This is a genomic window from Pseudomonas sp. CC120222-01a (assembly GCF_003097235.1).
Classification (GTDB): domain Bacteria; phylum Pseudomonadota; class Gammaproteobacteria; order Pseudomonadales; family Pseudomonadaceae; genus Aquipseudomonas.
This window is the reverse complement of record NZ_QEQQ01000011.1, coordinates 1-23804: the sequence shown is the minus strand read 5'-3', so window position 1 is coordinate 23804 and position 23804 is coordinate 1. Positions and strand designations below refer to the sequence as shown.

The window sequence follows — 23804 nt, the reverse complement described above, 5'->3', positions numbered from 1 at the left end:
TGTTACGACTCCGCCGCTGGGCTGTAGACCCGCGGTGCACTGTGTTTGGGCAGATGAATGAGGTTGAGGTTGTGCTTGCGCGCCCATTGCAGGGCAAGGCCAGTGGGTGCCGAAAGGCTGACCAGGGTCTGGATGCCGGCGCGCAGCACTTTCTGGATCAGCTCCAGGCTGCAGCGGCTGGTGACGATGGCCAGGCCGCCCTCGGTGCCGATGCCTTGGCGCAGCAGGGCGCCGATCAGTTTGTCGAGGGCGTTGTGCCGGCCGATGTCTTCGCGGCCCATCAGCAGTTCGCCCTGGGCGTTCATGAACAGCGCGGCGTGCACAGCACCGCAGTGCTGGCCCAGCGGGGTGAACGCATCGATGCGATCGCGCAGGCCCGCCAGCCACTGCGCTGGCGGCAACGGTGCGCCAGGCAGTGCGGCCAGTTCCGGCAGCGCCTGTTCCAGCGCTTCCACCCCGCACAGGCCGCAGCCGCTGGTACCGGCCAGCTGACGGCGCTGGTTCTTCAGGTTCCAGAACGCTCGGCTGGAAATCTCCAGGTCGGCATACATCGCCGAGCCGCTGCCGGAAAGCTTCAGGTCATAGATTTCCGCAGTGCCTTCGACGATGCCGCTGCCAACGCTGAAACCGACCGCGAAGTCTTCGAGGTCGGTGGGGCTGACCAGCATCACCGCCTGGTTCAGGCCGTTGTAGGCAATGGCCAGGGCGACTTCTTCGGCCAATGGCGTACAGGCGCGTTCGCCATCGCTGAGCTGGACGTAGTCGTAGGTGTTGCTGGCGGCGGGCAAGGCCAGAGGCATGGAGGCCGCGCAGACCGGAGGTTTGCTTTGCATCGGGAGGCTGACTACCGGCGGCTGTTTGATAGCACCAAGCCTAGGCTTGTGGGCCGGTCGCGTCTAATCGCTAGGGTCTATGCCTTGATAGACCGCGTCGATTGGTCGCAGAGGGGCGGGCAGGGCAATCCTGGCCTAGACTCCTGGCTCCGAGGTTTACGTCAACAAGGAGCGCGTCATGAGCCTGTTCAGTTTCGTGAAGGAAGCCGGCGAGAAGTTGATCGACCTGCTGACTCCAGGCAATGCCAATGCCGAGGAGCAGCTGAAGAAACACGTGGAAAGTGTCGGCCTGGGCAACCCGAACATCTCGGCCACTGTAGAGGGTGACAAGGTCATTCTCAAGGGCGAGGTGGCCAGCCAGGAGGAGAAAGAGAAGATCATTCTTGCTGCTGGCAACATCGAAGGGGTGGCCGGCGTTGATGACCAGATCACCGTGACCGGGCCGGTCGTGGCGGCGGCAAGGTTCGTCACCGTGAAAAAGGGCGACACGCTGTCAGCGATTGCTGTGGTCGCGTATGGCAAGGCCGATTACAACAAGATATTCGAGGCCAACAAGCCGATGCTCAAGCATCCGGACAAGATCTATCCGGGGCAGGTGCTGCGTATTCCTGACTGATCTGCATGGCAGCTTCGCGGGCACGCCCGCTCCCACAGAAGATTGCGATCCTCTGTGGGAGCGGGCGTGCCCGCGAAAAGGCCCTCACAGGCCTACCAGCAACGCCCGGTAGTCCTCGACCGCCGCGAACTCCTCGGTATCGCGCGGCTGCGCCTTGCTATCCGGCTGGCGCACCGCCAGCAGATGCCCCACACCAAAGCGCCGCGCACCGCGCAGGATGGCCAGGGTGTCATCGATGAACAGGCTGCGCTGCGGGTCAAAACCGATATCTGCCTTCAAGGCGTCCCAGAACTGCGGGTTTTCCTTCGGGTAGCCGTAATCGTGCGAGCTGATCAACCGCTCGAAGTACGGCGCCAGTTCCACCCGCTCCAGCTTCAGCGATAGCGAATCGCGGTGGGCATTGGTGATCATCACCACGCGCTTGCCGGCCTTGCGGATCGCCGCCAGGAACGTGTCGGCATCGGGCCGCAGGGCGATCAGGTCGGCGATTTCGCGCTTGAGTTCGCGAATCGGCAGGTTCAGCTCGCGGCTCCAGAAGTCCAGGCAGTACCAGTTGAGGGTGCCAGCGTTGCGCTCGAACAGTGGCTGCAGCTCCATTTCCGCCATGGCCCGGCTGACCCCATGCAGCTCGGCGTAGCGCTGGGGCAGGTGGTCGAGCCAGAAGCGGTTGTCGTAGTGCAGGTCGAGCAGGGTGCCGTCCATGTCCAACAGGACGGTATCAATGGCAGACCAGGGAAGAACAGGCATGGGAAACTCTCGATCAGTCGGCAAGCCACGGTATAGTAACCCGTTCACGCCAAGGAGCTGCCCCATGCGCCAGAAACCCACCGTCCTCAGTCGCGAGATCGTCGCCAGCAGCCGCCTGTTCCGGGTCGAGGCCGTGCAACTGCGCTTCAGCAATGGCACCGAGCGCACCTATGAACGCCTGGTCGGCCGTGGCAACGGCTACGGCGCGGTGATGATCGTGGCCATGCTCGACGCCGAGCACGCGGTGCTGGTGGAGGAATACTGCGGCGGCACCGACGAATATGAGCTGTCGCTGCCCAAAGGGCTGATCGAACCGGGTGAGGACGTGCTGGCCGCCGCTGATCGCGAACTCAAGGAAGAAGCGGGCTTTGGTGCTCGCCAGCTGGAGCACCTGACCGAGCTGTCGCTGTCGCCTGGATACATGAGCCAGAAAATCCAGGTGGTCCTGGCCAGCGACCTCTACGAGGAGCGCCTGGAGGGCGACGAACCGGAGCCGATGCGGGTCGACAAGGTCAACCTGCGCGAACTTTCGGCCCTGGCCATGCACCCGCAGTTCACTGAAGGGCGGGCGTTGGCGGCGCTGTACCTGGCCCGTGACCTGTTGATCCAGCGGGGGCTGCTCGAAGCATGAACGACCTGCAACTGATGCACGAAGTGGTCAAGCTTGCCCAATTGGCAGGCGAAGCCATCCTGCCGTTCTGGCGCGCCGACGTGGCGGTGACCAACAAGGCCGACGATTCGCCGGTGACGGCCGCTGACCTGGCGGCGCATCGGGTCATCGCCGATGGCTTGCTGGCGCTGGCGCCGCAGATTCCGGTGCTCTCCGAAGAGGACTGCAATATTCCGCTGGCCGAGCGCCAGGGCTGGAGCCGCTGGTGGCTGGTTGACCCGCTTGACGGCACCAAGGAGTTCATTGCCGGCAGTGAGGAATTCACCGTCAACATCGCGCTGGTCGAGAATGGCGAGGTGGTGTTCGGCGTGGTGTCTATGCCGACCAACGGGCGCTGCTATTTCGGTGGCCGCGGCTTCGGCGCCTGGCGCTCTGAAGCGGCGGCCGAGGCGCAGCCTGTGCAGGTACGCAATGCGCCGCCTGCCGGTGGCCGCTTCACCGTGGTGGCCAGCCGTCGTCATTCCAGCCCGCAACAGGAGGCGCTGCTGACTGGCCTGGGTGCTGCCGTGGGTGAACTGGAATTGGCCAATATCGGCAGCTCGCTGAAATTCTGCCTGCTGGCCGAAGGCAGCGCCGACTGCTACCCGCGCCTGGCGCCGACTTCGCAGTGGGACACGGCGGCGGCGCAGGGTGTGCTGGAAGGTGCCGGGGGCGAGGTAATCGAAGTGGATGGCCAGCCTTTCCGCTACCCGGCCCGTGAATCGCTGCTCAACCCGTTCTTCCTGGCGTTGCCTGCCAAGGCTGCCTGGCGCCAGGCGTTCCTGAGCCTGATCTGACTTCGAGCCGATCACTGTCCTTGTGGGAGCGGCCTTGCGTCGCGAAAGGGCCGCAAGGCGGCCCCGGCAATTTCTGCTGCGAAGCTGAAAACCTGGGGCCGCTACGCGCCCCTTTCGCGACACAAGGCCGCTCCCACAGGGATCGTGCCAGCCTTGTCAGCGGTGCAGGACGTACTGCCCGCTGAAGGTCACGGCGGGCTCATCACTGCCGGCGTTGCTGACCGTGGTCGCCAGCGTCAGCCGGGCCCGGCCACGGCGCTGGTACATCGTCAGGAACCGCTCCCAGGTCTTTTCGTCCGGTGCCTCACAACGCGCCACCGCCGCGCCGGTTACCGGCAGTGGATAGCTGATCTGGCCTTCCTGGATGACGATATGCCCGTCGTCGATACCCAGTTCGCGCAGACGCAGGTGCAGCCAGCCCCATCCCACCAGCACTGCGGCACAGTACAGGCTGCCGCCGAACATGGTGCTCTTGTGGTTGACGTTGGCCGCCAGCGGCAGTTGCAGGCGCAGGGTCTGGGCTTGCCAATCGATGACTTCCAGGCCCATCTCACGGGTCAGTGGGATGTCGCCGTGCAGTACGGACTGCAGGTATTGGCTATCGGCGCTCATGGGCGGTTTTCCTCGTGGTCGTCGTTGCCGCTGCTGCCGCCTTCGAAATGCAGGCCGTGCTTGCGCAGCTTGTCGTGCAGGGTTTTGCGCGGAATGCCCAGGGCTTCGGCGAGGCTGCGCATGGAACTGTGGGGCTGGGCCAGTTCGGCGGCGATCAGCGAGCGTTCGAACTGCTCGACCTGCTCGCTGAGGTTGCCCAGCAAAATCGGCGTCGCGGTCGGCGCAGCAGGCGGTGCCTGGCCATCGAGGGCCAGCTCCAGGCCCAGGGCAAAACGTTCGGCAGCGTTCTGCAGTTCGCGCACGTTGCCTGGCCAGTCATGGCGCAGCAGCATGGCCCGTTGGGCCGGTTGCAGGCTGTGGGGTGCCAGGCCATGGCGCTGGCTGGCGGCATCGGCGAAGTGCTGGAACAGCACCAGAATGTCGTCACCACGTTCGCGCAAAGGTGGAATGCGCAGCGGCGCCACGTTCAGGCGGTAGTAGAGGTCGGCACGGAAGCGCCCCTGGTCGGCAGAGGTGCGCAGGTCTTCCTTGGTGGCCGCGATGATGCGGATATCCAGCGGGATCAGCTGGTTGCCACCGAGGCGCTCGACCACCCGCTCCTGCAGCAGGCGCAGCAGCTTTACCTGCACGTCCAGGCTCATGCTCTCGATCTCGTCGAGGAACAGCGTGCCGCCATTGGCGAACTCGAACTTGCCGATACGACGCTTCTGCGCGCCGGTAAAGGCGCCCGGCTCGTGGCCGAACAGTTCGCTTTCGACCACCGACTCGGCCAGCGCACCGGCATTGATGGCCACGAACGGGCCGTCGCGGCGGCTGGACAGGTCGTGCAGGGCGCGGGCAACCACTTCTTTGCCGGCACCGGTCTCACCGAGGATCAGCACATCGGCGCGGGTGCCCGCCAGGGCACCGATCTGCTCGCGCAGACGCTGCATCGACGGTGAGTGGCCGACCAGGCGGGTGGCCAGTTGCTGGCGGTCGCTCAGGGCCAGGCGCAGGCTGCGGTTGTCCAGCACCAAGCGGCGCAGGGCCATGGCGCGGCGCACGCTGTCGAGCAGGGCGTCGCTGGCGAAGGGTTTTTCGAGGAAGTCGTAGGCGCCCGCGCGCATGGCTTGCACCGCCAGCGGCACATCGCCGTGGCCGGTAATCAGCAGCACCGGCAGTTCGCTGTCGCGGCCGTGCAACTGCTCCAGCAACTGCAGGCCGTCGATGCCAGGCATGCGGATATCGCTGACCACCACGCCCGGCCAGTCCGGCTCGATGCGCTCGGCCAGGCCTTGGGCGTCAGCCAGGGCGACCACCTTGAGCCCGGCCAGGTCGAGGGTCTGGCTGAGGGCCTGACGCAGGTGCGGGTCGTCATCGACCAGGATCACCTGGGCCTGGCTGTCGATGTAAGGCTCGGTCGTCATGCCGAGGGGTCCTCCGAAGTGGGCAAGGTAGCGCCGGGGGCGGCCACGCGCAGTTGCAGGGTGAGCAGGGCGCCACCTTCAGGGTGGTTGGCCAGCAGCAGTTCACCGCCCAGGGCGCGCATCAGGCTTTCGCAGATGGCCAGGCCCAGGCCCAGGCCCTGGGTGCGGGTCTTGGTGGTGAAGAACGGCTCCTTGGCGTGCTCCAGGGCCTGGCGGCTGAAGCCAGGGCCGTTGTCGCGAATGTACAGGTAGACGCAGTCATCGTGCTTTTCGGCACTCAGCCACAGGCGCCGCGGGTTGGCCTTTTCGGTCAGGGCGTCGAGGGCGTTGGCCAGCAGGTTGCCGAGCACTTGGCGCAGGCGGGTTTCACCGGCCTGCACCCACAGGGTGGCCTCGGGCAGGTCGCGGATCAGCTCCACGGCCATCGCCCGGCGGCGCTTGGCCAGCAGGGCCAGGGCATCATCCAGTGCAGGTTGCAGGGCCACGCTTTCCGGGGCGTGGCGGTCGCGACGGGCAAAGGCGCGCAAGTGGGCGATGATCGAGGCCATGCGCCCGGTCAGTTCGCCAATCAGCTTGAGGTTGCCGCGGGCATCCTCGGTGCGCTGGTGGTCGAGCAGGATTTCGGCGTTCTCGGCGTAGCTGCGGATCGCCGCCAGGGGTTGGTTGAGCTCGTGGCTGATGCTTGCCGACATGGTGCCGAGCACCGACAGCTTGCCGGCCTGCACCAGTTCGTCTTGAGCGCGCACCAGCTCCTGCTGGGCGTTTTCACGCTCCAGTACGGCGCTTTTCAACCGAGTATTGAGGCCTTCGAGGGCGGCGGTACGCTCGGCCACACGTGATTCCAGCTCCTGCCGGCCACGGGCCTCGAAGTCGATACGGTCGATGTAGTGGCGCCGCCGCTGCATCACCAGGCCGGCGAACAGCATCAGCACCAGCAGCGCGCCGGCACCGATGGCCATCACCGTCTGCACCGAGCGATCGACCAACAGGCGCGGGGCGAGGATGCTCACCTGCCAGCCGGTTTCCTTGATGTCGCGGGTCTGGGTGAGCCAGGCGTCCTGGTTCAGCACCAGCGGTTGCGGGGCCTGGGTCGGGTAGGGCTGGATGGCGACGATCGCCTGGCGCTCGGCGTCGGTCAGCTCGCGGGTGGCGCGAAAACGCCAGTCGGGCCGCGAGGTGAGGATCACCACGCCGTTGTGGTCGGTCAGCAGCAGTTGCTCGGGGGTACGGCCCCAGAGGGTCTCGGTATGGTCCAGATCGACCTTGACCACCAGCACACCAACGATGCGCTCGCGGTCGCGCACGGCGGCCGCGAAGAAGTAGCCGCGCTTGGCCGAGGTGGTGCCCTGGCCGAAGAAGCGGCCCAGGTGGCCGGCCATGGCTTCGATGAAATAAGGGCGGAAGGAGAAATTGCGGCCGACGAAGCTGTCCTGCTTGTCCCAGTTGGAGGCGGCCAGGGTGTTGCCGCTGACGTCCATCAGGTACATCACCTCGGCGCCGGTCTGCTGGACGATGTCCTTGAGCAGGCGGTTGGCGTTGGTGACTGCCTCGAGGCGGAACGGGTCGGCCAGCACGCCGCGCAGCGCCGGCAGGTCGCCGAGGATCTGCGGCAGGGTCTCGTAGCGGTGCAGGGTGCCAAGCAGGTTGGCGACGTACAGGTCGAGGGTCTGGCGGTTCTGCGAGGCCAGTTCGTCCTGGTAGTAGCGCTCGGCCAGATGGTGCAGTGGCCACAGCAGTGGCACCAGGCACAGGGCCAGCAGGGCCAGGCTGCGCCAGCGGGGACGGCGAGGGGACGTGGGTTTTGCAATCATCGCGTAAGTGCGCCAGATGGGTCTGGCGCAATTATGCGCTACTTGAGGCAGTCGATCAGCGCTTGCTGCCAGTGCGGCAGGTGGACGTCCCATTCACGGGCCAGGCGCGAGCAGTCCAGGCGTGAGTTGGCCGGGCGGCGCGCCGGGGTCGGGTACTCGCTGGACGGGATCGGCAGCAGTTCGGCGCAAGGCAGGCCGTGCGCCTTGAGTTGTTCGCCAATAGCCTGGGCGAAGCCGAACCAGGAGGTTTCGCCCTGGGCGGTCAGGTGATAGGTGCCCCAGGCGCCGCGCTGCCCGGCTTGCCAGCGCTCGATGAGTGCCCGGGTGGCGACGGCGATGGTGGTGGCCCAGGTGGGGGCACCGATCTGGTCGTCGACAACTCGCAGCTGCGGTTTTTCCTGCAGCAGGCGTTGCATGGTCAGCAGGAAATTGCGCCCGTACAGTGAATAGACCCAGCTGGTGCGCAAAATCAGGTGTTCGCCATCCACTGCGCTGATGGCTTGCTCCCCGGCCAGTTTGCTGCGGCCGTAGACCCCCAGCGGGTTGGGGCGGTCGAACTCGGTGTAGGGCAAGGCCTTTTCGCCATCGAAGACATAGTCGGTGGAGTAGTGGATCAGCGGCGCACCCAGGCGCACCGCCTCTTCGGCCAGAATCCGTGGGCTTTCTGCGTTGATCGCGAAAGCGAGGTCCGGTTCGGTTTCGGCCTGGTCCACCGCGGTGTGGGCGGCGGCGTTGATGATCAGCTGCGGGGCCAGGCGCCGCAGCGGCTCGCGCAGCGCTTCGGGGTTGGCCATGTTCAATTGGTCGCGGCCAAGCAGATGCACTTCGCCGAGCCCGTTCAACTGCTCCTGCAGTGCCTGAGCGACCTGGCCATGGTGGCCACAGACGAGAATTCTCATGGGAACAGGTCCGCGTCTTTGAGCAGCACTGCCGCCTGGTCCTTGGCTGACAGGGTCGGGTACTCCACACCCCAGTCAATGCCCAGGTCAGGGTCGTCCCAGCGGATCGAGCGCTCGGCGGCGGGGTTGTAGTAGTCGGTGGTCTTGTACAGGAAGTCGGCCGTTTCGCTCAGCACCAGGAAGCCATGGGCGAACCCGGGTGGAATCCAGAACTGCAGGTGGTCGGTGGCGGTAAGGCGGCGGGCTACCCAGCGACCGAAGTACGGCGAGCTGCGGCGGATGTCCACGGCCACGTCCAGCACTTCGCCCTGCACCACGCGCACCAGTTTCCCCTGAGGGTTGTCGATCTGGTAATGCAGGCCGCGCAGCACGCCGCGCTGGGAGCGCGAATGGTTGTCCTGGACAAAGTGGCCGTCGAACCCGGTCTGTTTCTTGAATTCGCGGGCATTGAAGCTTTCGAAGAAGAAGCCACGGCTGTCGCCGAAGACCTTCGGTTCGATGATGACTACGTCGGGTATCTCGGTCGCTATGATGTTCATGGAAATTCTTCGGTCAGTGTGCTGAAGGTCCGACCTTGAAAGGTCCGCTCTACGTCCGCCGTCTTGGCAAACTGAGCCTAGATCGGCTGGCGGTGAGCCAGCACGCGCCCACCTGTGGATTTCATCTTCGCACCGGGTTATCGGCCACAAGCCCGGCTTCCTCAGTAGAAACATGAAACAGGTTTCATCTTGAGGCTTTTTGGCATGCTGATGCAGCCTGCGCCAAGCGATTATATCGAACGTGGAGTCCCGACAGATCCTGGTTGACCGTTTGTCGATCTATATCGGTAAAAAATAACTTTTTATTGGGTTCAAATCGTTTATAAGGCTTCTAAAGTCGATATGTATCGGTTATAAATTAGCCAACTGCGGCGGGCATGATGCACCGTCGGAAATGTCACATTCACTTGCTATCCATCGACCATCGGCCCAGTGCCTTTGCAGAGGTTACCCATGAAGACCCTAAACTCCACCCCCCGCGCCGACGGTTTCCACATGCCCGCCGAATGGGCGCCGCAAAGCCAGGTCTGGATGGTCTGGCCGGAGCGTTCGGACAACTGGCGCCTGGGCGGCAAGCCAGCGCAGGCGGCCCATGTCACCCTGGCCAAGGCAATCGCCCGCTTCGAGCCGGTGACGGTGGCCGTTTCCGCTGCTCAGTACGAAAACGCCCGTCGTCAGCTCGACCTGCCGAACATTCGCGTGGTGGAAATCAGCAACGATGACGCCTGGGTGCGCGACACCGGCCCGACCTTCGTGATCAACGACCACGGTGAAGTGCGCGGCGTGGACTGGGGCTTCAACGCCTGGGGCGGCTTCGACGGTGGCCTGTATGCGCCGTGGAACCGTGATGAGGAGCTGGCAGCCAAGGTGCTGGAAATGGAGCGCTGCCAGCGCTACCACACCGAAGGCTTCGTGCTTGAAGGCGGTTCGATCCACGTCGATGGTGAAGGCACCCTGATCACCACCGAAGAATGCCTGCTCAACCGCAACCGCAACCCGCACCTGAACCGCGAGCAGATCGAAGAGATCCTGCGCGAGCAGCTGGCGGTGGAAACCATCGTCTGGTTGCCCGATGGCCTGTACAACGACGAAACCGACGGCCACGTCGACAACTTCTGCTGTTACGTCAGCCCGGGCGAAGTGTTACTGGCCTGGACCGATGATTCCAACGACCCCAACTACGCCCGTTGCCACGCCGCCTACGAGGTGCTGAAAAACACCCGTGATGCCAAAGGCCGCGAGTTTGTGGTGCACAAGATGCCGATCCCGGGCCCGCTGTTCGCCACTGAAGAAGAGTGCGCGGGCGTTGATCAGGTAGCCGGTAGCCAGGAGCGCGACCCGTCGGTGCGTCTGGCCGGTTCGTACGTGAACTTCCTGATCGTCAACGGCGGCATCATTGCGCCGAGCTTCAATGACCCGGCAGATGCCCAGGCCAGAGCGATTCTGGCCAAGGTCTTCCCGGACCACGAAGTGGTGATGATCCCGGGCCGTGAGCTGCTGCTCGGCGGTGGCAACATCCACTGCCTGACCCAGCAGCAGCCGGCACCGGCCAAGCGCTGATAGCCGCCATGCGAAGAAGCCCGTCAGATGACGGGCTTTTTTTTGCTTCGACGATATCCGGAAGGCTCGATGGCATACGTTTTGTATTGTTTTTCAGAGAGTTACCCAGGCAGGCCGGGCACACCGTTCTGTAACAATCAAGACGTAAATTAGCCGCTCACGGGCCCAGGGAGTACGTGTGGACATGAACGCAGCAAGTGAGACGGCTTTGCGCCCATCGGCAGTCAATCACCAATCGCTCAGGGTTGTGGCGCAGTGGTTGAAACACCATGGAGGCAAACGGGTCAGGACGACCGACCCACGACGTCTGCTTGACGGCCGCTATCCTCAAGGGCTGATCAGCGACGCTGAGCTGGATGCGCTGCTGGGGGTCTGGCACTGACCAGGGCAGGAGCCCGCCCCATGAAAAACGCCACCGCAATTGCGGTGGCGTTTTCGTTTAGGGACAGCCTGTACCGGCCTCTTCGCGGCTTTAGCCGCGAAGAGGCCGGTACAGGCAGCCAGCGTCAGAAGCTGTAGGTACCGGTCACCACCAGGCTGCGCGGGTCGCCGACCTGGATCTGCGCGGCGCTGGTCGCCGAGCTGTAGTAGGTCTTGTCGGTGATGTTGCTCAGCGCGCCCCGCACATCCCAGTCATGGGTGCGGAACCCCGCCAGCGCATCCCAACGGCCATAGCCTGGCAATACCGTGGTGTTCTGGTTATCGGCGTAGCGCTCGCCAACCAGCGTCAGCCCAGTCTCGGCATACCAGCCCAGTTCGGGTTTCCAGGTCACGAACAGGCTGCCGTTGCGTTTGGCCACATCGTTGATGCGGTTGCCTTCCAGGCCATTGTTGTCCTTGACGATGGTGGCATCCTGCAAGCCAATGCCGCCACGCACGTACCAGTTGCCGACGATATTGCCGGTAGCAGTCAGCTCGATGCCGCGTGAGCGTTGCAGCCCGCTGAGCAGGGTGATCTCCGGGTTGTTCGGGTCGCGGGTGCGGCGGTTGTAGAGTTCCAGTTCATAGATGGCCAAGGTGGTGCTCAGGCGTTCGTCCAGCCAGTCGCTCTTCACCCCGATCTCTTTCTGCCGGGTCAGCTCCGGGCTGGTGTCGTTGGTGTTGCCCGGCGCGCCTGGGGTAATGCCGATCAAGCCGCCGCCCACGGGCGAGAATGTCTTGCTCCACGATGCATAGAAGGAGTGGTCGCGCCAGGGGGTGTAGACCACGCCCAGGCGCGGACTGGTGGTGTTGCTGTCCTGTTTCTCGGACAGGTTGCGGACCTTGTTGGTGGTCTCTACCTCGAACTGGTCGAAACGCACCCCGGCCAGCAATTGCCATTGGTCATTCAGGCGGATCTGGTCCTGCAGGTAGAGCCCGCGGCTGTCGACCACGGTGTGGTTGTCGCTCGACACCACCATGCGGCCATTGTGCTGCAGGCTGCGGTCGGGGTTGTAGACATTCAAAGGGGGGACCGGGCTGCCCCCGGCCGATACCGGCGCGGCGGTGTACAGCGTCGGGTCACGGCGCTGATTGCCGAACTCCAGCCCGACCAACAGCTTGTGCTCAAGGCCGAGGGTGGCGAAATCACCTTCGGCTTCCAGGTTGTTGAACAGATTGCGGGTGGTCAGGTCTTGTTGCCAACGCTGGCGGGTGACCGTCTGGTTGCTGGCGTTGTAGCCGGTCAGGTAGGTGTTGTCGAAGTCGCTGTCGAGCTTGAACAGGCCGAGGGTGTGGCGCAATTGCCAGGTTTCGTTGAGCTGGTAGTTCAGGCGCGAGCGCAGCGACTGCGCGCGGTCATCGATGTAGTCGCGCTGGGTGTCGCCATAGGTGGTGCTGCGGCCGACATCCGCCGGGCGCCCGTCGACACCGGGAATGCCACGGTCAGGCGTGCGGTTGTAGCGGCTGTATTCGTACTGCACCAGCCAGTTGAGGTCGGGGGAAAGCTGCCAGCTCATCGACGGCGCGAACAGTTGCCGGCTGCCGTCGATGCCATCGCGGAAACTGTTGTTGTCCTGGTTGCCCATGTTCAGGCGCAGGCTGATGGTGTCGCTGGGGTCGGCACTGAGGTCCGCATACAGGCTGCGCAGGTCTTCACTGCCGCCCTGGGCTTCGATTGACGAGCGCCGCCCATGCTCTGGCGCCTTGCTCACCCGGTTGACGATGCCACCCTGGCTGCCACGGCCATAAAGCACGGCAGCAGGCCCTTTGAGGACTTCGACCCGTTCGATGTTATGCAGGTCGCGAATGTACTGGCTGTCGTCGCGGATGCCGTCCAGATAGAAGTCGTTGCTGGCCTCGAAGCCACGAATACGGATGCTGTCGAAACGCGTATCGGCACCGCTGCTGACGTTGGGAATGCCCTCCAGCGCCTTGCCCAGCGTATTGCTGCCGTAATCCATGACGTTGGAGGTCTTCACCGTGTCGATGGCTTGCGGCACATAGCGCACCGGCGTCGATGTACGCGTCGCGGTGCTGACCTCCTTGACCTGTGGGTTGTCTTTTTCGCGCTCGCTCTCGGCAGTCACCGAGAGTTCGGGAAGTGTGGTGCTGGTGGCGCTGGCCAGGCTGGGACTGATCAACAGTGACAGGCCAAGGCCAAGGAAGGGCAGGCGATTGGGGACGGGCATCGGAACATCCGGGCAGGGGTAAATGAAAAACAGGCGCGAATGGTAATGCTTGTTATTTACTGCTGCTCAGGTATTTGTAAAGCCTTGTCTTTACATATGTATCAGTTTGTAAACTCTGCTTTTCCACGGTTTGATCCAGAAAAGCCCGCTTGAAGTCAAAATGACTGCCGATTGCCTCAAGTGGCATGAAAATGCACCAGTCATAGCAGTGAAATTGGTTATATCAACCTGCAATTCACGACTTTTTGACATTTGTAATCGCGGGCAGCTAGGATTCGGCCAACGCTTGCTGGCCACGACTGGCCATGCTGCTGCTTAAAGCCCGCCACACCACTGTCGGCGGGCTTTTCAGTTCGGATCCGCACAGCGTCGAACCTACGAAGGGGCGTTGGTTCCTGGCGTAATGGTGCAAAGCGTTTTTGATTTAGAAATAAGGAAAACAACATGTTGAAAACCAGGATCAGCCTGGTCGCCCTGGCGATGATCGCCGCGACCCAGGCCCAGGCCAACGATCAGGCCGACAGCAAGGGCTTCGTCGAAGACAGCCACGCCAACGTTCTGCTGCGCAACGCGTTCATCAACCGCGACAAGAAGCACGGCAAGAACGACCAGAGCGAATGGGGCCAGGCGTTCATCGGCAAATTCTCCTCCGGTTTCACCCAGGGCACCGTCGGCGTGGGCGTTGACGCCTTCGGCCTGTATGCAATGCGCCTGGATGGCGGCAAAGGCCGCAACGGCGCTGCCGGCATCGACTTCTTCAAGGCCAGCGACAACGACCCGAAGAACTCGCCGCACAACCTGGCTCGCGGTGGCGCAGCCATCAAGTTCCGCGTCTCCAACACCGTGCTCAAGTACGGTGACATGATGCCTGAGCTGCCGGTACTGCAGTACGACGACAGCCGCCTGCTGCCCGAGAGCTACACCGGTACCTTCATCACCTCCAAGGAGATCGAAGGCCTGGAGCTGAACGCCGGTCACTTCACCGAAGAAGCGCGCAAGAGCGCCGAAGGTCGCGACAGCGGCCACCTGAAGTCGATCGATGTGTTCGGTGGTAGCTACAAGTTCACCGACAACTTCACTGCCTCTGCCTACACGTCGAACATTGAAGACGTGATGAAGAAGCACTACCTGGGCATGAACTACGTCTTCCCGATCGCGGCAGACCAGTCCCTGACCCTGGACTTCAACGGCTACAAGTCGGACATCAACAGCAAGTACGTCCAGAAAGCCGAGCTGACCGGTGACGAAAACACCATCTGGAGCCTGGCGGCCACCTACGCCTTCGGCCCGCACTCGGTGACCCTGGCGCACCAGCGCAGCACCGGCAGCACCGGCTACAACTACGGCTGGTACCAGGACCGTGGCGGCGTGGGTGACGGTGGTTCGACCATCTACCTGGCCAACTCCTACTGGTCCGACTTCAACGCCGAAGACGAGCGCTCCTGGCAGCTCGCCTACGGCCTGGACTTCGGCGCCTTCGGCATGCCGGGCCTGACCTACAAGATCGCCTACGTGGCGGGTGACAACATCAACACCCACGGGTTCGGCGAAGGTAAAGAGCGCGAAATCTTCAACCAGCTGCGCTACGTCGTTCAGGACGGCCCGGCCAAGGACCTGTCGGTCAAGTTGCGTGGATCCTGGCTGCGTACCAACAACGCGGTACAGCAGAACGGCTACAACGACGACGGCAACGAAGTCCGCGTATTCGTCGAGTACCCGATCAGCATCTTCTGATCCTGACCGAGCGTCTCGAGCAGCCCCGGCCTATGCCGGGGCTGTTTCTTTGCGGCGCACGCTGGCGACTGCCGGTGCCACCGCAACATCCCCCGTCTCCGGCGCAAAGCTGTCACTGCGCGCCATCCGCCACATCCGCGCATAGAACTCGCTTTCGATCGAGCCGCTGAGCAATTCGCCGGGTTTGAGGAACTGATGCAGGTCGGAAAACAAGCTGATCTCGCTGGTGCTGATACGCCGCGCCAGGTGCTTGGGCTTGAGTTCCGACGGGTGCTCCAGGCCTGCGGCAGCGAGCATTTCGGCCAGAGCATGCAGCGTGTTGCGATGGAAGCTGGCCACCCGCTCGGCCTTGTCGGGCACCACCAGCGCACGCTGACGCAATGGGTCTTGCGTAGCAACGCCGGTCGGGCACTTGTTGGTGTGGCAACTCTGCGACTGGATGCAGCCGATGGCGAACATGAAGCCGCGAGCGGAGTTGACCCAGTCGGCACCGATGGCCAGCACGCTGGCAATATCGAAGGCACTGACGATCTTGCCCGCCGCGCCGATGCGGATGCTCGAACGCAGGTTCAGGCCGACCAGGGTGTTGTGCACGAACATCAGGCCTTCACGCATCGGCACGCCCATGTTGTCGCTGAACTCCCGGGGCGCAGCGCCGGTACCGCCTTCCTTGCCGTCGACGACGATGAAGTCCGGGGTGATGCCGGTGACCAGCATGGCTTTGGCGATGCCCATGAACTCCCATGGGTGGCCCAGGCAGAACTTGAACCCCACCGGTTTGCCGCCCGACAGCTCGCGCAGGCTGGCGACGAAGTGCAGCAGCTCCACTGGGGTGCGGAATGCGCTGTGCGCGGCGGGAGAGATGCAGTCTTCGCCCACGCGCACACCCCGGGTGGCGGCGATTTCCGGGCTGACCTTGTGGGCCGGTAGAATCCCGCCGTGGCCGGGCTTGGCGCCCTGGCTGAGCTTGATTTCGATCATCTTCACCTGCGGGCTGCGCGCCTGCTCGGCGAAGCGTTGCGCGTCGAAACGACCGTCTTCGGTGCGGCAACCGAAGTAGCCGCTGCCGATTTCCCAGATCAGGTCGCCGCCATGCTCGCGGTGGTAAGGGCTGATGCTGCCTTCGCCGGTGTCATGGGCAAAGCGGCCAAGGCGTGCGCCCTGGTTGAGCGCGGCAATTGCATTGGCGCTGAGCGCGCCGAAGCTCATGGCCGAGATGTTGAAGATCGAGGCGGAGTAGGGCAGGCGACATTGCGGCCCGCCAATGGAAATGCGGAACGACGCCGGGTCGGGTGTGGCGACCGGCAGCATCGAGTGGCTGATGAACTCGAAGCCGGGCTTGTAGGCGTCGTTGAGCGTGCCGAAGGCTTTCTCGGCGCTCTCGTTCTTGGCCCGGGCGTACACCAGCGAACGCTGCGAACGGGAGAACGGCAGCTTGTCGTCGTCACCCTCGATCAGGTACTGGCGGATCTCGGGGCGGATGGTCTCGATCAGGTAGCGGATGTTGCCCAGGATCGGGTAGTTGCGCCGCACCGCATGGTGGCTCTGGCGCAGGTCGTTGAGGCCGACCAGGCTGAGCAGGGCTGTGACCACCGTCAGCGGCCAGAGCCAACTGTGCTGGGCAAGAAACGGGATACTGGCGAAAGTGAATACCAGGCACAGGGCCAGGCAGGCATAACGGCTGGGGAGCGAATCTTTCATGGGTCCATCGCAGGCTGGATGACGCGGCCTAGGATAGGCAAACCCCAGGTCGGGAAAACCTGGGGTTTTGGTAAAAGACTATTACCTGAATGTGAGGGGCTGGATCACCTGGGCAGCAAGACACTGACGCGCAAACCGCCGCCTTCGCGATTGCGCAGCAGCAATTCGCCGCCATGGCTGCTGGCGATACGCTGGGCGATACTCAGCCCCAGCCCATAGCCCCCGGATGCCTGGTTGCGTGACCCTTCGCCACGCACGAACGGATCGGTGATGGTGGTTAGCAGGCCGGGCGCAATGCCGGGGCCGCGGTCGTCGATGTGGATGTAAACGCCAGTGATGGCGGTTTCCAGCGTCACCGAAACCTGCCTGGCGTAACGCAGGGCATTGACCACCAGATTCTGCAGGCAGCGTTGTAACAACAGGGCATCGACCCGCAGGCTACCAGCCTTGCCATGTACAGGCAGTGGTTCCGCGCTGCTGGCAAGGTCCGCGCACAGCCGCGCCACCAGGCGGTCGAGGTCGACCTGCTGAAGGTTTTGCTGCTCGCCAGCGCGCAGGTAATCCAGCACCTGGCCGATCATGTTGTCCATCTGGGTGATGTTCTGCCGCAGGCGTTCGCGCTGCTCGTCATCCGACAGCCGCTCCAGGCGCAGGCGCATGCGGGTCAACGGGGTGCGCAGGTCGTGGGACACGGCGGCCAGGAAGTAGGCCTTGTCGTTGACCATGGCGATCAGCCGTTGCTGCATGGCGTTGAAGGCCAGCGCGGCCTGGCGTACTTCCTCGGGGCCGTCCAGGGCCAGCGCAGGCTGTTCGAGGTTGCTGCCCAGCCCGCGCGCGGCATCGGCCAGGCGCCGCAACGGGCGCAGGCACAGGCGCACCGCGATCAGGCAGACCAGCAGCACGGCGACGATCCGCAGCGCATAGACCCGCAGCAGGTAGTCGCTGATCAGCACCCACGCCGACTCGCCGCTCCAGCCCTGCAGCTCCTGCCCGTCGATGCTCAACCAATGGCCATCGGGCAACGGCACAGCGAACTGGATATGCGCCTGGGCGGTGCGCAGGCCGAACAGGCTGCGCCAGACGATCGGCTGACCCAGCTCATCGGTCAGTTGCACCTTCAGCAGGCGCACTGCCTGGGCATGGCCCAGTTCGTACTTGAGCGCCTGTTGCAGCAACAGTTCGACGCGCCGGCGCCCGCGCCGCTGATCCTCCTGCTGCACAGGTTCGTTCTCGGCGCAACGCAACTGGTAGTGCGCGGGCACCTGCAGGTCTTGCGTGTGGCAATTGGCCTGGGCAATCAGTGGAGCACTGCGTGCGGCCATGAGCCGGATCGGTGCCTCGAGCACCTGGGCGAAACGCACATCGAACCAGATGCTGCTCGACATCAACTGGATCACCAGCGTGCCGCTGACCATGATCAGCAACAGCTGGCCAAACAGCGTGCGTGGCCACAGGCGACGGAGCCAACGCATGTCAGCTGTCGGCCTCGGCACGGGCGATGCTCAGCAGATAGCCTTCGTTGCGGATGGTCAGGATCTGGATATCGCCGGCCGGTGCACGGCGCAGTTGCTGGCGCAGGCGGCTGATACACATGTCCACCGAGCGATCGTCGGGGTGGTGGTCGCGGCCAAACGCACTGCGTGTCAGCTGATCACGCGAGACCACCCGATTGTTGGCCTCCAGCAGTTCACGCAGCACCCGGTAATCGGAGCGGGGCAGGGTGAGGGTTTCGCCGTCGGGGCGGGTCAGCAGGCGCTTGACGTGGTCGAGGCTGAAGCCTGCGAAACGCTGGGCTTCGGCCGCTGGCTCTTCGGCTGGAGTATCCAGGCGTTGCGGGCGGCGCAGCACCGCCTTGATGCGGGCGATCAGCTCGCGCGGTTCGAATGGCTTGGCCAGGTAGTCGTCGGCACCCACTTCCAGGCCGATGATGCGGTCCAGCGTGCTGCCCTTGGCCGACAGCATGATCACCGCCAGGCCCGGCGTCGCCTGCAACTGCCGGCACAGGCTCAAGCCGTCCTCGCCTGGCAGCATCAGGTCGAGCACCACCAGGTCGACCTTGCTCGCGGCCAGTTGCTCGCGCATGCCATCACCGTCTGCTGCCGCCAGTACGGTATAGCCGGCATCGGTGAGGTAATCGCAAAGAAGTTCGCGGATTTCGTCGTCATCGTCGACAACCAGCAAGGTTGTGCTCATCGGGAAAACACCTGTTCGGGGAGGGCCGGCAGCGCTCGTTACGTTCAATTACATCCCCGTACAAGCCGGGTATGGAGCCCAAAGGGCGGATCCCTAGAATCGTAACAAAAAATCATCTGCGAATACGAAACCTTCCCAAATGAATCACAAGAGCGCCATGAACGACTTCACTCCAGCTGTCCGGGGCGGTAGCCGCCTGCACCCGCTTGCCTTCTTTGTTGCCGTCGCCATCAGTGGCAGCGCCTTGGCTGCCGAAAGCCAGCCACTGGAGCTGGATGCCACGCAGATCGAGGACAGTGCACTTGTGTCCGCAGATGAGACCGGGCAGCTCGGCTACACGGTGGAAAACACCCGCAGCTCCACCGGGCTGAAGCTGACCCCACGGCAGACGCCGCAGTCGGTGACCACCATCACTCGCCAGCAGATGGACGACCGCGATGTGCACTCCATCGAGCAGGCTTTGGACACCACACCAGGCGTGAGCACGACCAAGTCCGAAGTCGGTGGGCGTACCGACTTTCGAGCCCGTGGCTACTCGATCAGCAACTGGAAGGTCGACGGCCTGCAGTTCCAGGGTGGCTCCGACTTCAGCGGCGGCGGCAACGCGCTGAACATGGACCTGTACGAGCGGATCGACATCGTCCGCGGTGCCAACGGCCTGCTCGGTGGCACAGGCGACCCGTCGGCCACCGTCAACCTGATCCGCAAGGCACCGACCCGGACGTTTGGCGGCAGCGCCTACGCCACCTATGGCAGCTGGGACAAACGCCGCCTGGGCGCCGACCTCAATCTGCCGCTGTCCGAAGACGGCCGCCTGCGCTCGCGCTTCGTGATGACCCAGGGCGACGCCAACTCGTTCCGCGACAACCAGTCCGAACGCTCGCGTGCGGCACTGGCCAACTTCGAATTCGATATCGACGATGCCACCACGATTGGCGCCGGTTACCAGTACGAATACAACAAGGTGGTCGGTGGCGGCTGGGGTGCCAACATCCCGATCTGGTACAAGGACGGCAGCAAGACCGACTTGCCACGCAGCACCAACGTGGTGCCGAGCTGGAGCTTTGGCGAGTACACCACCCGCACCGCCTTCGGCTCGCTGGAGCACCGCTTCGACAACGACTGGACCCTGGACCTGAAAGCCGCCCAGAGCACGGCCGAAGTGCTCAACCACCGTGGCCTGGCCAAGGTCAACTCGGCTGGCCGTGGCAGCTACGGCGGCTACTGGGACCAGGATGGCAGCGGCGCGGTGCTCAACGGCCTGCACAGCTCCAGCGACACCACCCAGCAGTCCGCTCAGATCGACCTTTCCGGCCCGTTCCAGCTGTTCGGTCGCACCCACCAGGCGATGGTCGGCTACAACGACAGCCGCACCGTGGCCTGGTCGCCGGAATACAGCTGCACCATGGTCAGCGATGACCGCGTCAGCGCGCCTTCGGTGGGCTGCCAGTTCCGCGCCAACAACGGTTTCCCGCTCACCGACTGGCACAACGGCGTGGACAGCGACTACGACATGATTGCCTCGCGCACCGGCCGCCACAGCAAGACCACCACCCGCTTGCAGGGCATGTACGCCGCGACCCGGTTGAGCATTACCGACCCGCTGTCGGTCATCGTCGGCGTGCGCACCACCGATTACTCGGCAACCACCAACAGTGTCGCCGGCGTGCGCAGCAACCAGCAGAACAACGGCATCGTCACCCCGTACCTGGGCGCGGTGTACGACCTCAACGACACTTACTCGCTGTATGCCAGTTACACCGACATCTTCAACCCGCAGACGGCCGAGACCGAAAGCGGTACCAAGGTCGAGCCGATTCGCGGCCAGAGCTACGAGACCGGCATCAAGGGCGAGTGGCTGGACGGGCGCCTGAACGCCTCGGCGGCGTACTTCCGCACCAAGCAACAGAACAAGGCGGTGCTCGACGACGGCCTGACCACGCCGACCGGGGGTGACGCCTACAAGGCCGGTACCGGGCAGGAAACCGACGGTATCGACCTGGAGATCGCTGGTGCGCTGACGCCGAACTGGAATGTGTATGCCGGTTATACCTACCTGCATTTCCGCCGCGTCGACAGCGACGGGCGCAGCGACCCGTCGCACCTGTTCAAGGCTTCGACCACCTATCGCCTGTCCGGCCCGCTGGACCGCCTGACGCTGGGCGCGGGTGTGAAAGCGCAGAGCAACATCCGCGCGATTTCCAGCCCGGCGGGGCAGCCGGTGAACGGCGTGAGTGCTGGAGCGACCGACGTGAACTGGTCGGGTTATGCGATCTGGAATGCCATGGCCAAGTACCAGCTGACCGACGACACCTCGGTGAGCCTCAATGTCGACAACCTGTTCGACAAGCACTACTACACCCAGTACGGGTTCTATGCCGGGGCGATCTACGGTGACCCGCGCAACATGTCGCTGACGGTCAGCACCGCGTTCTGATCAATAGGGGGGGCGCTTTGCGTCCCCAATTTGTTGGAGCGGCTGTCTTGCTCAATTTCTAAAAGCTGACGAGATCCCTGTGGGAGCGGGCTTGCCCGCGAACACCGGCAAAGCCGGTGCCATCCACCGTGTCTCCTGCTTCGCAGCTAAAGCCGCTGCCACAGGATTCACGGCGGCCTTGCTGGCATTGTTCTCTGAGCAACAGTGCAGCCTATTCGTCCTCTGGCATTTCATCAGTGACCATGACGCGCACATGCGAGCCGCACGGGTCTTCCATGTGCAAGCCAAAATAGCGCGAGTCGTTGGCATCCCAGAATGCCTCGACCTGTGCCATGGAGGCATTGGCAAGCAGCACTTCAGCGTTGTGCTCCAGGATGATCGAGTAACGGATTTCGGCATTCATTGCAGAGGGGCTCACAACGGCGGATTGGATAAATGGATGGGCGGGTAAATCGCGATGCCATTATGCCAACCTGCTCATTTTCGATCTTCGCCGCTCGTCGCACGGTGCCGCCCATCGTCGGCAAGCGATGTTCCAAGGCATGCGGGAGCCGCGCTTGTCGTGGCGATGAACCGCGTCGATGGGTTAAGTGATTTCCTGGGCGCTGGGCAAATTTCGATAGCCCATTTGCATGGTCTGGTATACGTTACATTCATCCGCCGTTGTCACGAATATGGAACATGGACCACATTCTCATTACCAAGCGCTTGGGCGAGCAGATTCGAACACGTCGTTTGAACCTCGGCCTCACCCAAAGCCAACTGGCAGATCGAGCGCTCCTGACCCGGCAAAAAATCATTGCCATAGAAAAGGGTGCCCTTTCGGTATCGATAGGTGCCTATGCAAGGGTTTTGGGAGCCTTGGATTGTGAGCTAAGAATGGTGCCGGCCGTGCTGCCTACGTTGGACGAGATTCAGGGGATTTTTGAATGAGTGTTTCCCTAACCGTTTCTACACCTGAGGGTATAAGCGGAACGATCCTGAAAAGCGCTGGTGATTATCTGTTTTGATGGGGCTCTCGGCAGACCCGAAATACAGCAAAAGCTACGCAGCAATTGCCAAAGCCATCGCCTTTTCTGCGCACCAGAAGCGGTATAGCCTTCGCTGAGGCAGCTGTTCGTGATGGTGGCACCCAGCTGCATCGTCGGTAATGTCGATACACACCTCAAGATTTTCGGCTTGCTGTACTCAAGCCCCACGCAACGCGATGCCTACCTGACTCCCGCCTATGACATCGTAAATACCACGACCTACATCCCGGAAAATGTGCTGGCTTTGTCGCTGTCCGGAAACAAATCGCTTTTCGCCTCACGTTTGGGGGTGCTGGAGTTTGCCGAAACGTGTGGAGTTGATCAGCCCGCGGAAGTTATCAGGCAGCAGCTAATAGCCCTTGGCGGCCCAGTTCGCATCGGTGGTTCGCACGCAAGGTTCGCAACCACTATTGTGCGAATCAGGTAACTACAATTGAACACCAATCTCTCCCGCGCATGAGGAGCATGTGTATGTGGGTTTTTGAGTTGACTGTGCCTGGCGTTCGCCTTGAGATGGAAGACCGTCAATTATCCTGGGAATTGGAGGGCCTGCTTCGGCACCTCGAAGGGAGTTTTTTTGAGGCCAATACAGCTCTTAACCTATTTCACCAAGCCCGGCTAATCGATTCCCAAAATTCGTCGTTCAGTCCCGACGATTGGGAGAGGGACAGGGCGCGCCGCAGTGAGATACAAGACGCGCTGACCCAGGCCAGGGGAGGCTTTAGTCGAGATCAGTACATGGAGATCTATTTCGAGGCTGAGGTGATTCATAAGCGGGAGAAATGGTCTCAAGGCCGAATCCCCCGAGAACTGAAACACAACGTCGTTTTGATTTACGCCAGAGCGTTCCTCTACGCAATGGATGCGTTCGACAAATTCCTCACGGTTCTCAGCAAAACCGCCGGCGTCCCCCCAGAGGTCACCCAACTAAGCAATGAGATGAATGAGCATTTCCCTGATTTGCGAGGTGTCAGGAATTCAGCTCAGCATCAGGAGGATCGAGCGAGGGGGCTCGGAGTGCGAGGGGCTAAAATAGAACTCAAGCCGATCGACAACACGCTAGTAAAAGCCGCGGGCGGGGTGCTGATGTTGAACTGCTTGAATGGATCGAAGTACGGCTCGACCATGGCCGACGGCCACTACGGCGAAGTTGATGTGTCTCCAGAGTCGATGGAGCGTTTACAGTCCGTGCTCATCCGGGTACTTAATTGCTTCAACTGGAGCGGCCCCAAGCGGCACCTCCCTAGCGACTGATGAGCGGCTCGTGATTGTGCCCCTCACCCTTTGTTCCTCCATTTGTGTAGTGGTCTACTAACCCCGGACACCAATTTAGGCGAGAATGCTCGCCACAGAGAGGTGTCTGATGACCAAGCAACGCCGTACCTTTACTCCTGAATTCAAGCGCGAAGCTGCCTGCCTGGTGCTCGACCAAGGCTATAGCCACGCCGAAGCTGCACGCTCGCTCGGCTTGGTCGAGTCAGCCCTGCGCCGGTGGGTTAATCAGCTTCAGCAAGAGCGCGGCGGCATCACGCCGGCCAGCAAAGCGTTGACGCCAGAGCAGCAAAAAATCCAAGAGCTGGAAGCTCGCATCACGCGCCTTGAACGCGAGAAGTCGATACTAAAAAAGGCT

General features: G+C 62.8%; 21 protein-coding genes and 1 pseudogene. 10 read left to right on the top strand and 12 right to left on the bottom strand.

What is annotated here, in order from left to right:
* Nucleotides 1-2 precede the first annotated feature (2 nt).
* The gene (gene fdhD / locus N430_RS15420; protein WP_110637850.1) at nt 3-833 is read right to left on the bottom strand and encodes a formate dehydrogenase accessory sulfurtransferase FdhD; all 831 of its coding nucleotides are present in this window, start codon (nt 831-833) and stop codon (nt 3-5) included.
* 178 nt (nt 834-1011) lie between these two features.
* Here fdhD and lysM point away from each other — a divergent pair, with 178 nt between their 5' ends.
* The gene (lysM, locus tag N430_RS15415) at nt 1012-1449 is read left to right on the top strand and encodes a peptidoglycan-binding protein LysM (RefSeq protein ID WP_110637849.1); all 438 of its coding nucleotides are present in this window, start codon (nt 1012-1014) and stop codon (nt 1447-1449) included.
* An 84-nt stretch (nt 1450-1533) separates the two neighbouring features.
* On the opposite strand, the gene yrfG is transcribed toward lysM, so the two are convergent.
* Nucleotides 1534-2196 carry a GMP/IMP nucleotidase gene (yrfG, locus tag N430_RS15405; RefSeq protein WP_110637847.1) on the bottom strand — a complete coding sequence of 221 codons (663 nt, stop codon included), beginning with the start codon at nt 2194-2196 and terminating at the stop codon, nt 1534-1536.
* 64 nt (nt 2197-2260) lie between these two features.
* Here yrfG and nudE point away from each other — a divergent pair, with 64 nt between their 5' ends.
* Nucleotides 2261-2827, top strand: coding sequence for an ADP compounds hydrolase NudE (gene nudE / locus N430_RS15400; protein WP_110637846.1), 567 nt, complete (start codon nt 2261-2263; stop codon nt 2825-2827).
* Nucleotides 2824-3642: a 3'(2'),5'-bisphosphate nucleotidase CysQ gene (cysQ, locus tag N430_RS15395; RefSeq protein WP_110637845.1), complete on the top strand. Its 819-nt coding sequence runs from the start codon at nt 2824-2826 to the stop codon at nt 3640-3642. Before nudE ends, cysQ begins: the two co-directional genes overlap by 4 nt.
* Nucleotides 3643-3798: 156 nt before the next feature.
* Here the strand turns inward: cysQ and N430_RS15390 are convergent, their stop codons facing one another.
* Genes N430_RS15390 through rfbC form a run of 5 tightly spaced genes read right to left on the bottom strand, consistent with a single transcriptional unit; the run spans nt 3799 to nt 8909 of the window.
* Complete coding sequence (locus N430_RS15390) at nt 3799-4254, bottom strand: YiiD C-terminal domain-containing protein (protein WP_110637844.1); 456 nt, start codon at nt 4252-4254, stop codon at nt 3799-3801.
* Nucleotides 4251-5660, bottom strand: coding sequence for a sigma-54 dependent transcriptional regulator (locus N430_RS15385; protein WP_110637843.1), 1410 nt, complete (start codon nt 5658-5660; stop codon nt 4251-4253). Before N430_RS15385 ends, N430_RS15390 begins: the two co-directional genes overlap by 4 nt.
* Nucleotides 5657-7471 carry an ATP-binding protein gene (locus tag N430_RS15380; RefSeq protein ID WP_110637842.1) on the bottom strand — a complete coding sequence of 605 codons (1815 nt, stop codon included), beginning with the start codon at nt 7469-7471 and terminating at the stop codon, nt 5657-5659. Before N430_RS15380 ends, N430_RS15385 begins: the two co-directional genes overlap by 4 nt.
* A gap of 38 nt (nt 7472-7509) precedes the next feature.
* A complete protein-coding gene (rfbD, locus tag N430_RS15375; protein ID WP_110637841.1) occupies nt 7510-8370 on the bottom strand; it encodes a dTDP-4-dehydrorhamnose reductase in 861 nt (286 codons plus the stop codon).
* Nucleotides 8367-8909: a dTDP-4-dehydrorhamnose 3,5-epimerase gene (rfbC, locus tag N430_RS15370; protein ID WP_110637840.1), complete on the bottom strand. Its 543-nt coding sequence runs from the start codon at nt 8907-8909 to the stop codon at nt 8367-8369. Before rfbC ends, rfbD begins: the two co-directional genes overlap by 4 nt.
* A gap of 453 nt (nt 8910-9362) precedes the next feature.
* Between rfbC and aguA the strand changes: the two genes are divergently transcribed.
* A complete protein-coding gene (gene aguA / locus N430_RS15365; RefSeq protein WP_110637839.1) occupies nt 9363-10469 on the top strand; it encodes an agmatine deiminase in 1107 nt (368 codons plus the stop codon).
* Between the two features lie 506 nt (nt 10470-10975).
* On the opposite strand, the gene N430_RS15355 is transcribed toward aguA, so the two are convergent.
* Complete coding sequence (locus N430_RS15355; protein ID WP_110637837.1) at nt 10976-13078, bottom strand: TonB-dependent siderophore receptor; 2103 nt, start codon at nt 13076-13078, stop codon at nt 10976-10978.
* 444 nt (nt 13079-13522) lie between these two features.
* On the opposite strand from N430_RS15355, the gene N430_RS15350 reads away from it, so the two are divergent.
* Nucleotides 13523-14812: an OprD family porin gene (locus N430_RS15350; protein WP_110637836.1), complete on the top strand. Its 1290-nt coding sequence runs from the start codon at nt 13523-13525 to the stop codon at nt 14810-14812.
* A 30-nt stretch (nt 14813-14842) separates the two neighbouring features.
* Here the strand turns inward: N430_RS15350 and N430_RS15345 are convergent, their stop codons facing one another.
* The 3 genes from N430_RS15345 to N430_RS15335 form a co-directional block, all read right to left on the bottom strand.
* Nucleotides 14843-16513: an FMN-binding glutamate synthase family protein gene (locus tag N430_RS15345; RefSeq protein WP_110637835.1), complete on the bottom strand. Its 1671-nt coding sequence runs from the start codon at nt 16511-16513 to the stop codon at nt 14843-14845.
* 104 nt (nt 16514-16617) lie between these two features.
* Nucleotides 16618-17985 carry an ATP-binding protein gene (locus tag N430_RS15340; protein ID WP_110637834.1) on the bottom strand — a complete coding sequence of 456 codons (1368 nt, stop codon included), beginning with the start codon at nt 17983-17985 and terminating at the stop codon, nt 16618-16620.
* A 1-nt stretch (nt 17986) separates the two neighbouring features.
* Nucleotides 17987-18706: a response regulator gene (locus tag N430_RS15335; protein WP_110637833.1), complete on the bottom strand. Its 720-nt coding sequence runs from the start codon at nt 18704-18706 to the stop codon at nt 17987-17989.
* Between the two features lie 157 nt (nt 18707-18863).
* Here N430_RS15335 and N430_RS15330 point away from each other — a divergent pair, with 157 nt between their 5' ends.
* Nucleotides 18864-21143 carry a TonB-dependent siderophore receptor gene (locus N430_RS15330; protein ID WP_371922778.1) on the top strand — a complete coding sequence of 760 codons (2280 nt, stop codon included), beginning with the start codon at nt 18864-18866 and terminating at the stop codon, nt 21141-21143.
* A gap of 211 nt (nt 21144-21354) precedes the next feature.
* Here N430_RS15330 and N430_RS15320 read toward each other — a convergent pair whose 3' ends face one another.
* The gene (locus N430_RS15320; protein WP_054885888.1) at nt 21355-21546 is read right to left on the bottom strand and encodes a hypothetical protein; all 192 of its coding nucleotides are present in this window, start codon (nt 21544-21546) and stop codon (nt 21355-21357) included.
* A 278-nt stretch (nt 21547-21824) separates the two neighbouring features.
* Between N430_RS15320 and N430_RS15315 the strand changes: the two genes are divergently transcribed.
* The 4 genes and pseudogenes from N430_RS15315 to N430_RS15300 form a co-directional block, all read left to right on the top strand.
* Nucleotides 21825-22076 carry a helix-turn-helix transcriptional regulator gene (locus N430_RS15315; protein WP_110637831.1) on the top strand — a complete coding sequence of 84 codons (252 nt, stop codon included), beginning with the start codon at nt 21825-21827 and terminating at the stop codon, nt 22074-22076.
* Between the two features lie 64 nt (nt 22077-22140).
* Nucleotides 22141-22601 (top strand): annotated as a pseudogene (locus N430_RS15310) (HipA domain-containing protein); the annotation flags it as partial.
* Between the two features lie 44 nt (nt 22602-22645).
* Nucleotides 22646-23428: a hypothetical protein gene (locus N430_RS15305; RefSeq protein ID WP_110637830.1), complete on the top strand. Its 783-nt coding sequence runs from the start codon at nt 22646-22648 to the stop codon at nt 23426-23428.
* Between the two features lie 109 nt (nt 23429-23537).
* The coding region (locus N430_RS15300; RefSeq protein ID WP_133248855.1) for a transposase at nt 23538-23804 on the top strand (267 nt) is incomplete at its 3' end.

Bases quoted from the DNA above. Each gene is read 5' to 3' on its own strand.
- N430_RS15335 (WP_110637833.1), bottom strand. From the start codon at position 18,706: ATGAGCACAACCTTGCTGGTTGTCGACGATGACGACGAAATCCGCGAA.
- yrfG (WP_110637847.1), bottom strand. From the start codon at position 2,196: ATGCCTGTTCTTCCCTGGTCTGCCATTGATACCGTCCTGTTGGACATG.
- N430_RS15320 (WP_054885888.1), bottom strand. From the start codon at position 21,546: ATGAATGCCGAAATCCGTTACTCGATCATCCTGGAGCACAACGCTGAA.
- N430_RS15380 (WP_110637842.1), bottom strand. From the start codon at position 7,471: ATGATTGCAAAACCCACGTCCCCTCGCCGTCCCCGCTGGCGCAGCCTG.
- rfbD (WP_110637841.1), bottom strand. From the start codon at position 8,370: ATGAGAATTCTCGTCTGTGGCCACCATGGCCAGGTCGCTCAGGCACTG.
- fdhD (WP_110637850.1), bottom strand. From the start codon at position 833: ATGCAAAGCAAACCTCCGGTCTGCGCGGCCTCCATGCCTCTGGCCTTG.
- N430_RS15340 (WP_110637834.1), bottom strand. From the start codon at position 17,985: ATGCGTTGGCTCCGTCGCCTGTGGCCACGCACGCTGTTTGGCCAGCTG.
- cysQ (WP_110637845.1), top strand. From the start codon at position 2,824: ATGAACGACCTGCAACTGATGCACGAAGTGGTCAAGCTTGCCCAATTG.
- N430_RS15355 (WP_110637837.1), bottom strand. From the start codon at position 13,078: ATGCCCGTCCCCAATCGCCTGCCCTTCCTTGGCCTTGGCCTGTCACTG.
- lysM (WP_110637849.1), top strand. From the start codon at position 1,012: ATGAGCCTGTTCAGTTTCGTGAAGGAAGCCGGCGAGAAGTTGATCGAC.
- rfbC (WP_110637840.1), bottom strand. From the start codon at position 8,909: ATGAACATCATAGCGACCGAGATACCCGACGTAGTCATCATCGAACCG.
- N430_RS15305 (WP_110637830.1), top strand. From the start codon at position 22,646: ATGTGGGTTTTTGAGTTGACTGTGCCTGGCGTTCGCCTTGAGATGGAA.
- N430_RS15350 (WP_110637836.1), top strand. From the start codon at position 13,523: ATGTTGAAAACCAGGATCAGCCTGGTCGCCCTGGCGATGATCGCCGCG.
- aguA (WP_110637839.1), top strand. From the start codon at position 9,363: ATGAAGACCCTAAACTCCACCCCCCGCGCCGACGGTTTCCACATGCCC.
- N430_RS15330 (WP_371922778.1), top strand. From the start codon at position 18,864: ATGAACGACTTCACTCCAGCTGTCCGGGGCGGTAGCCGCCTGCACCCG.
- N430_RS15390 (WP_110637844.1), bottom strand. From the start codon at position 4,254: ATGAGCGCCGATAGCCAATACCTGCAGTCCGTACTGCACGGCGACATC.
- nudE (WP_110637846.1), top strand. From the start codon at position 2,261: ATGCGCCAGAAACCCACCGTCCTCAGTCGCGAGATCGTCGCCAGCAGC.
- N430_RS15315 (WP_110637831.1), top strand. From the start codon at position 21,825: ATGGACCACATTCTCATTACCAAGCGCTTGGGCGAGCAGATTCGAACA.
- N430_RS15385 (WP_110637843.1), bottom strand. From the start codon at position 5,660: ATGACGACCGAGCCTTACATCGACAGCCAGGCCCAGGTGATCCTGGTC.
- N430_RS15345 (WP_110637835.1), bottom strand. From the start codon at position 16,513: ATGAAAGATTCGCTCCCCAGCCGTTATGCCTGCCTGGCCCTGTGCCTG.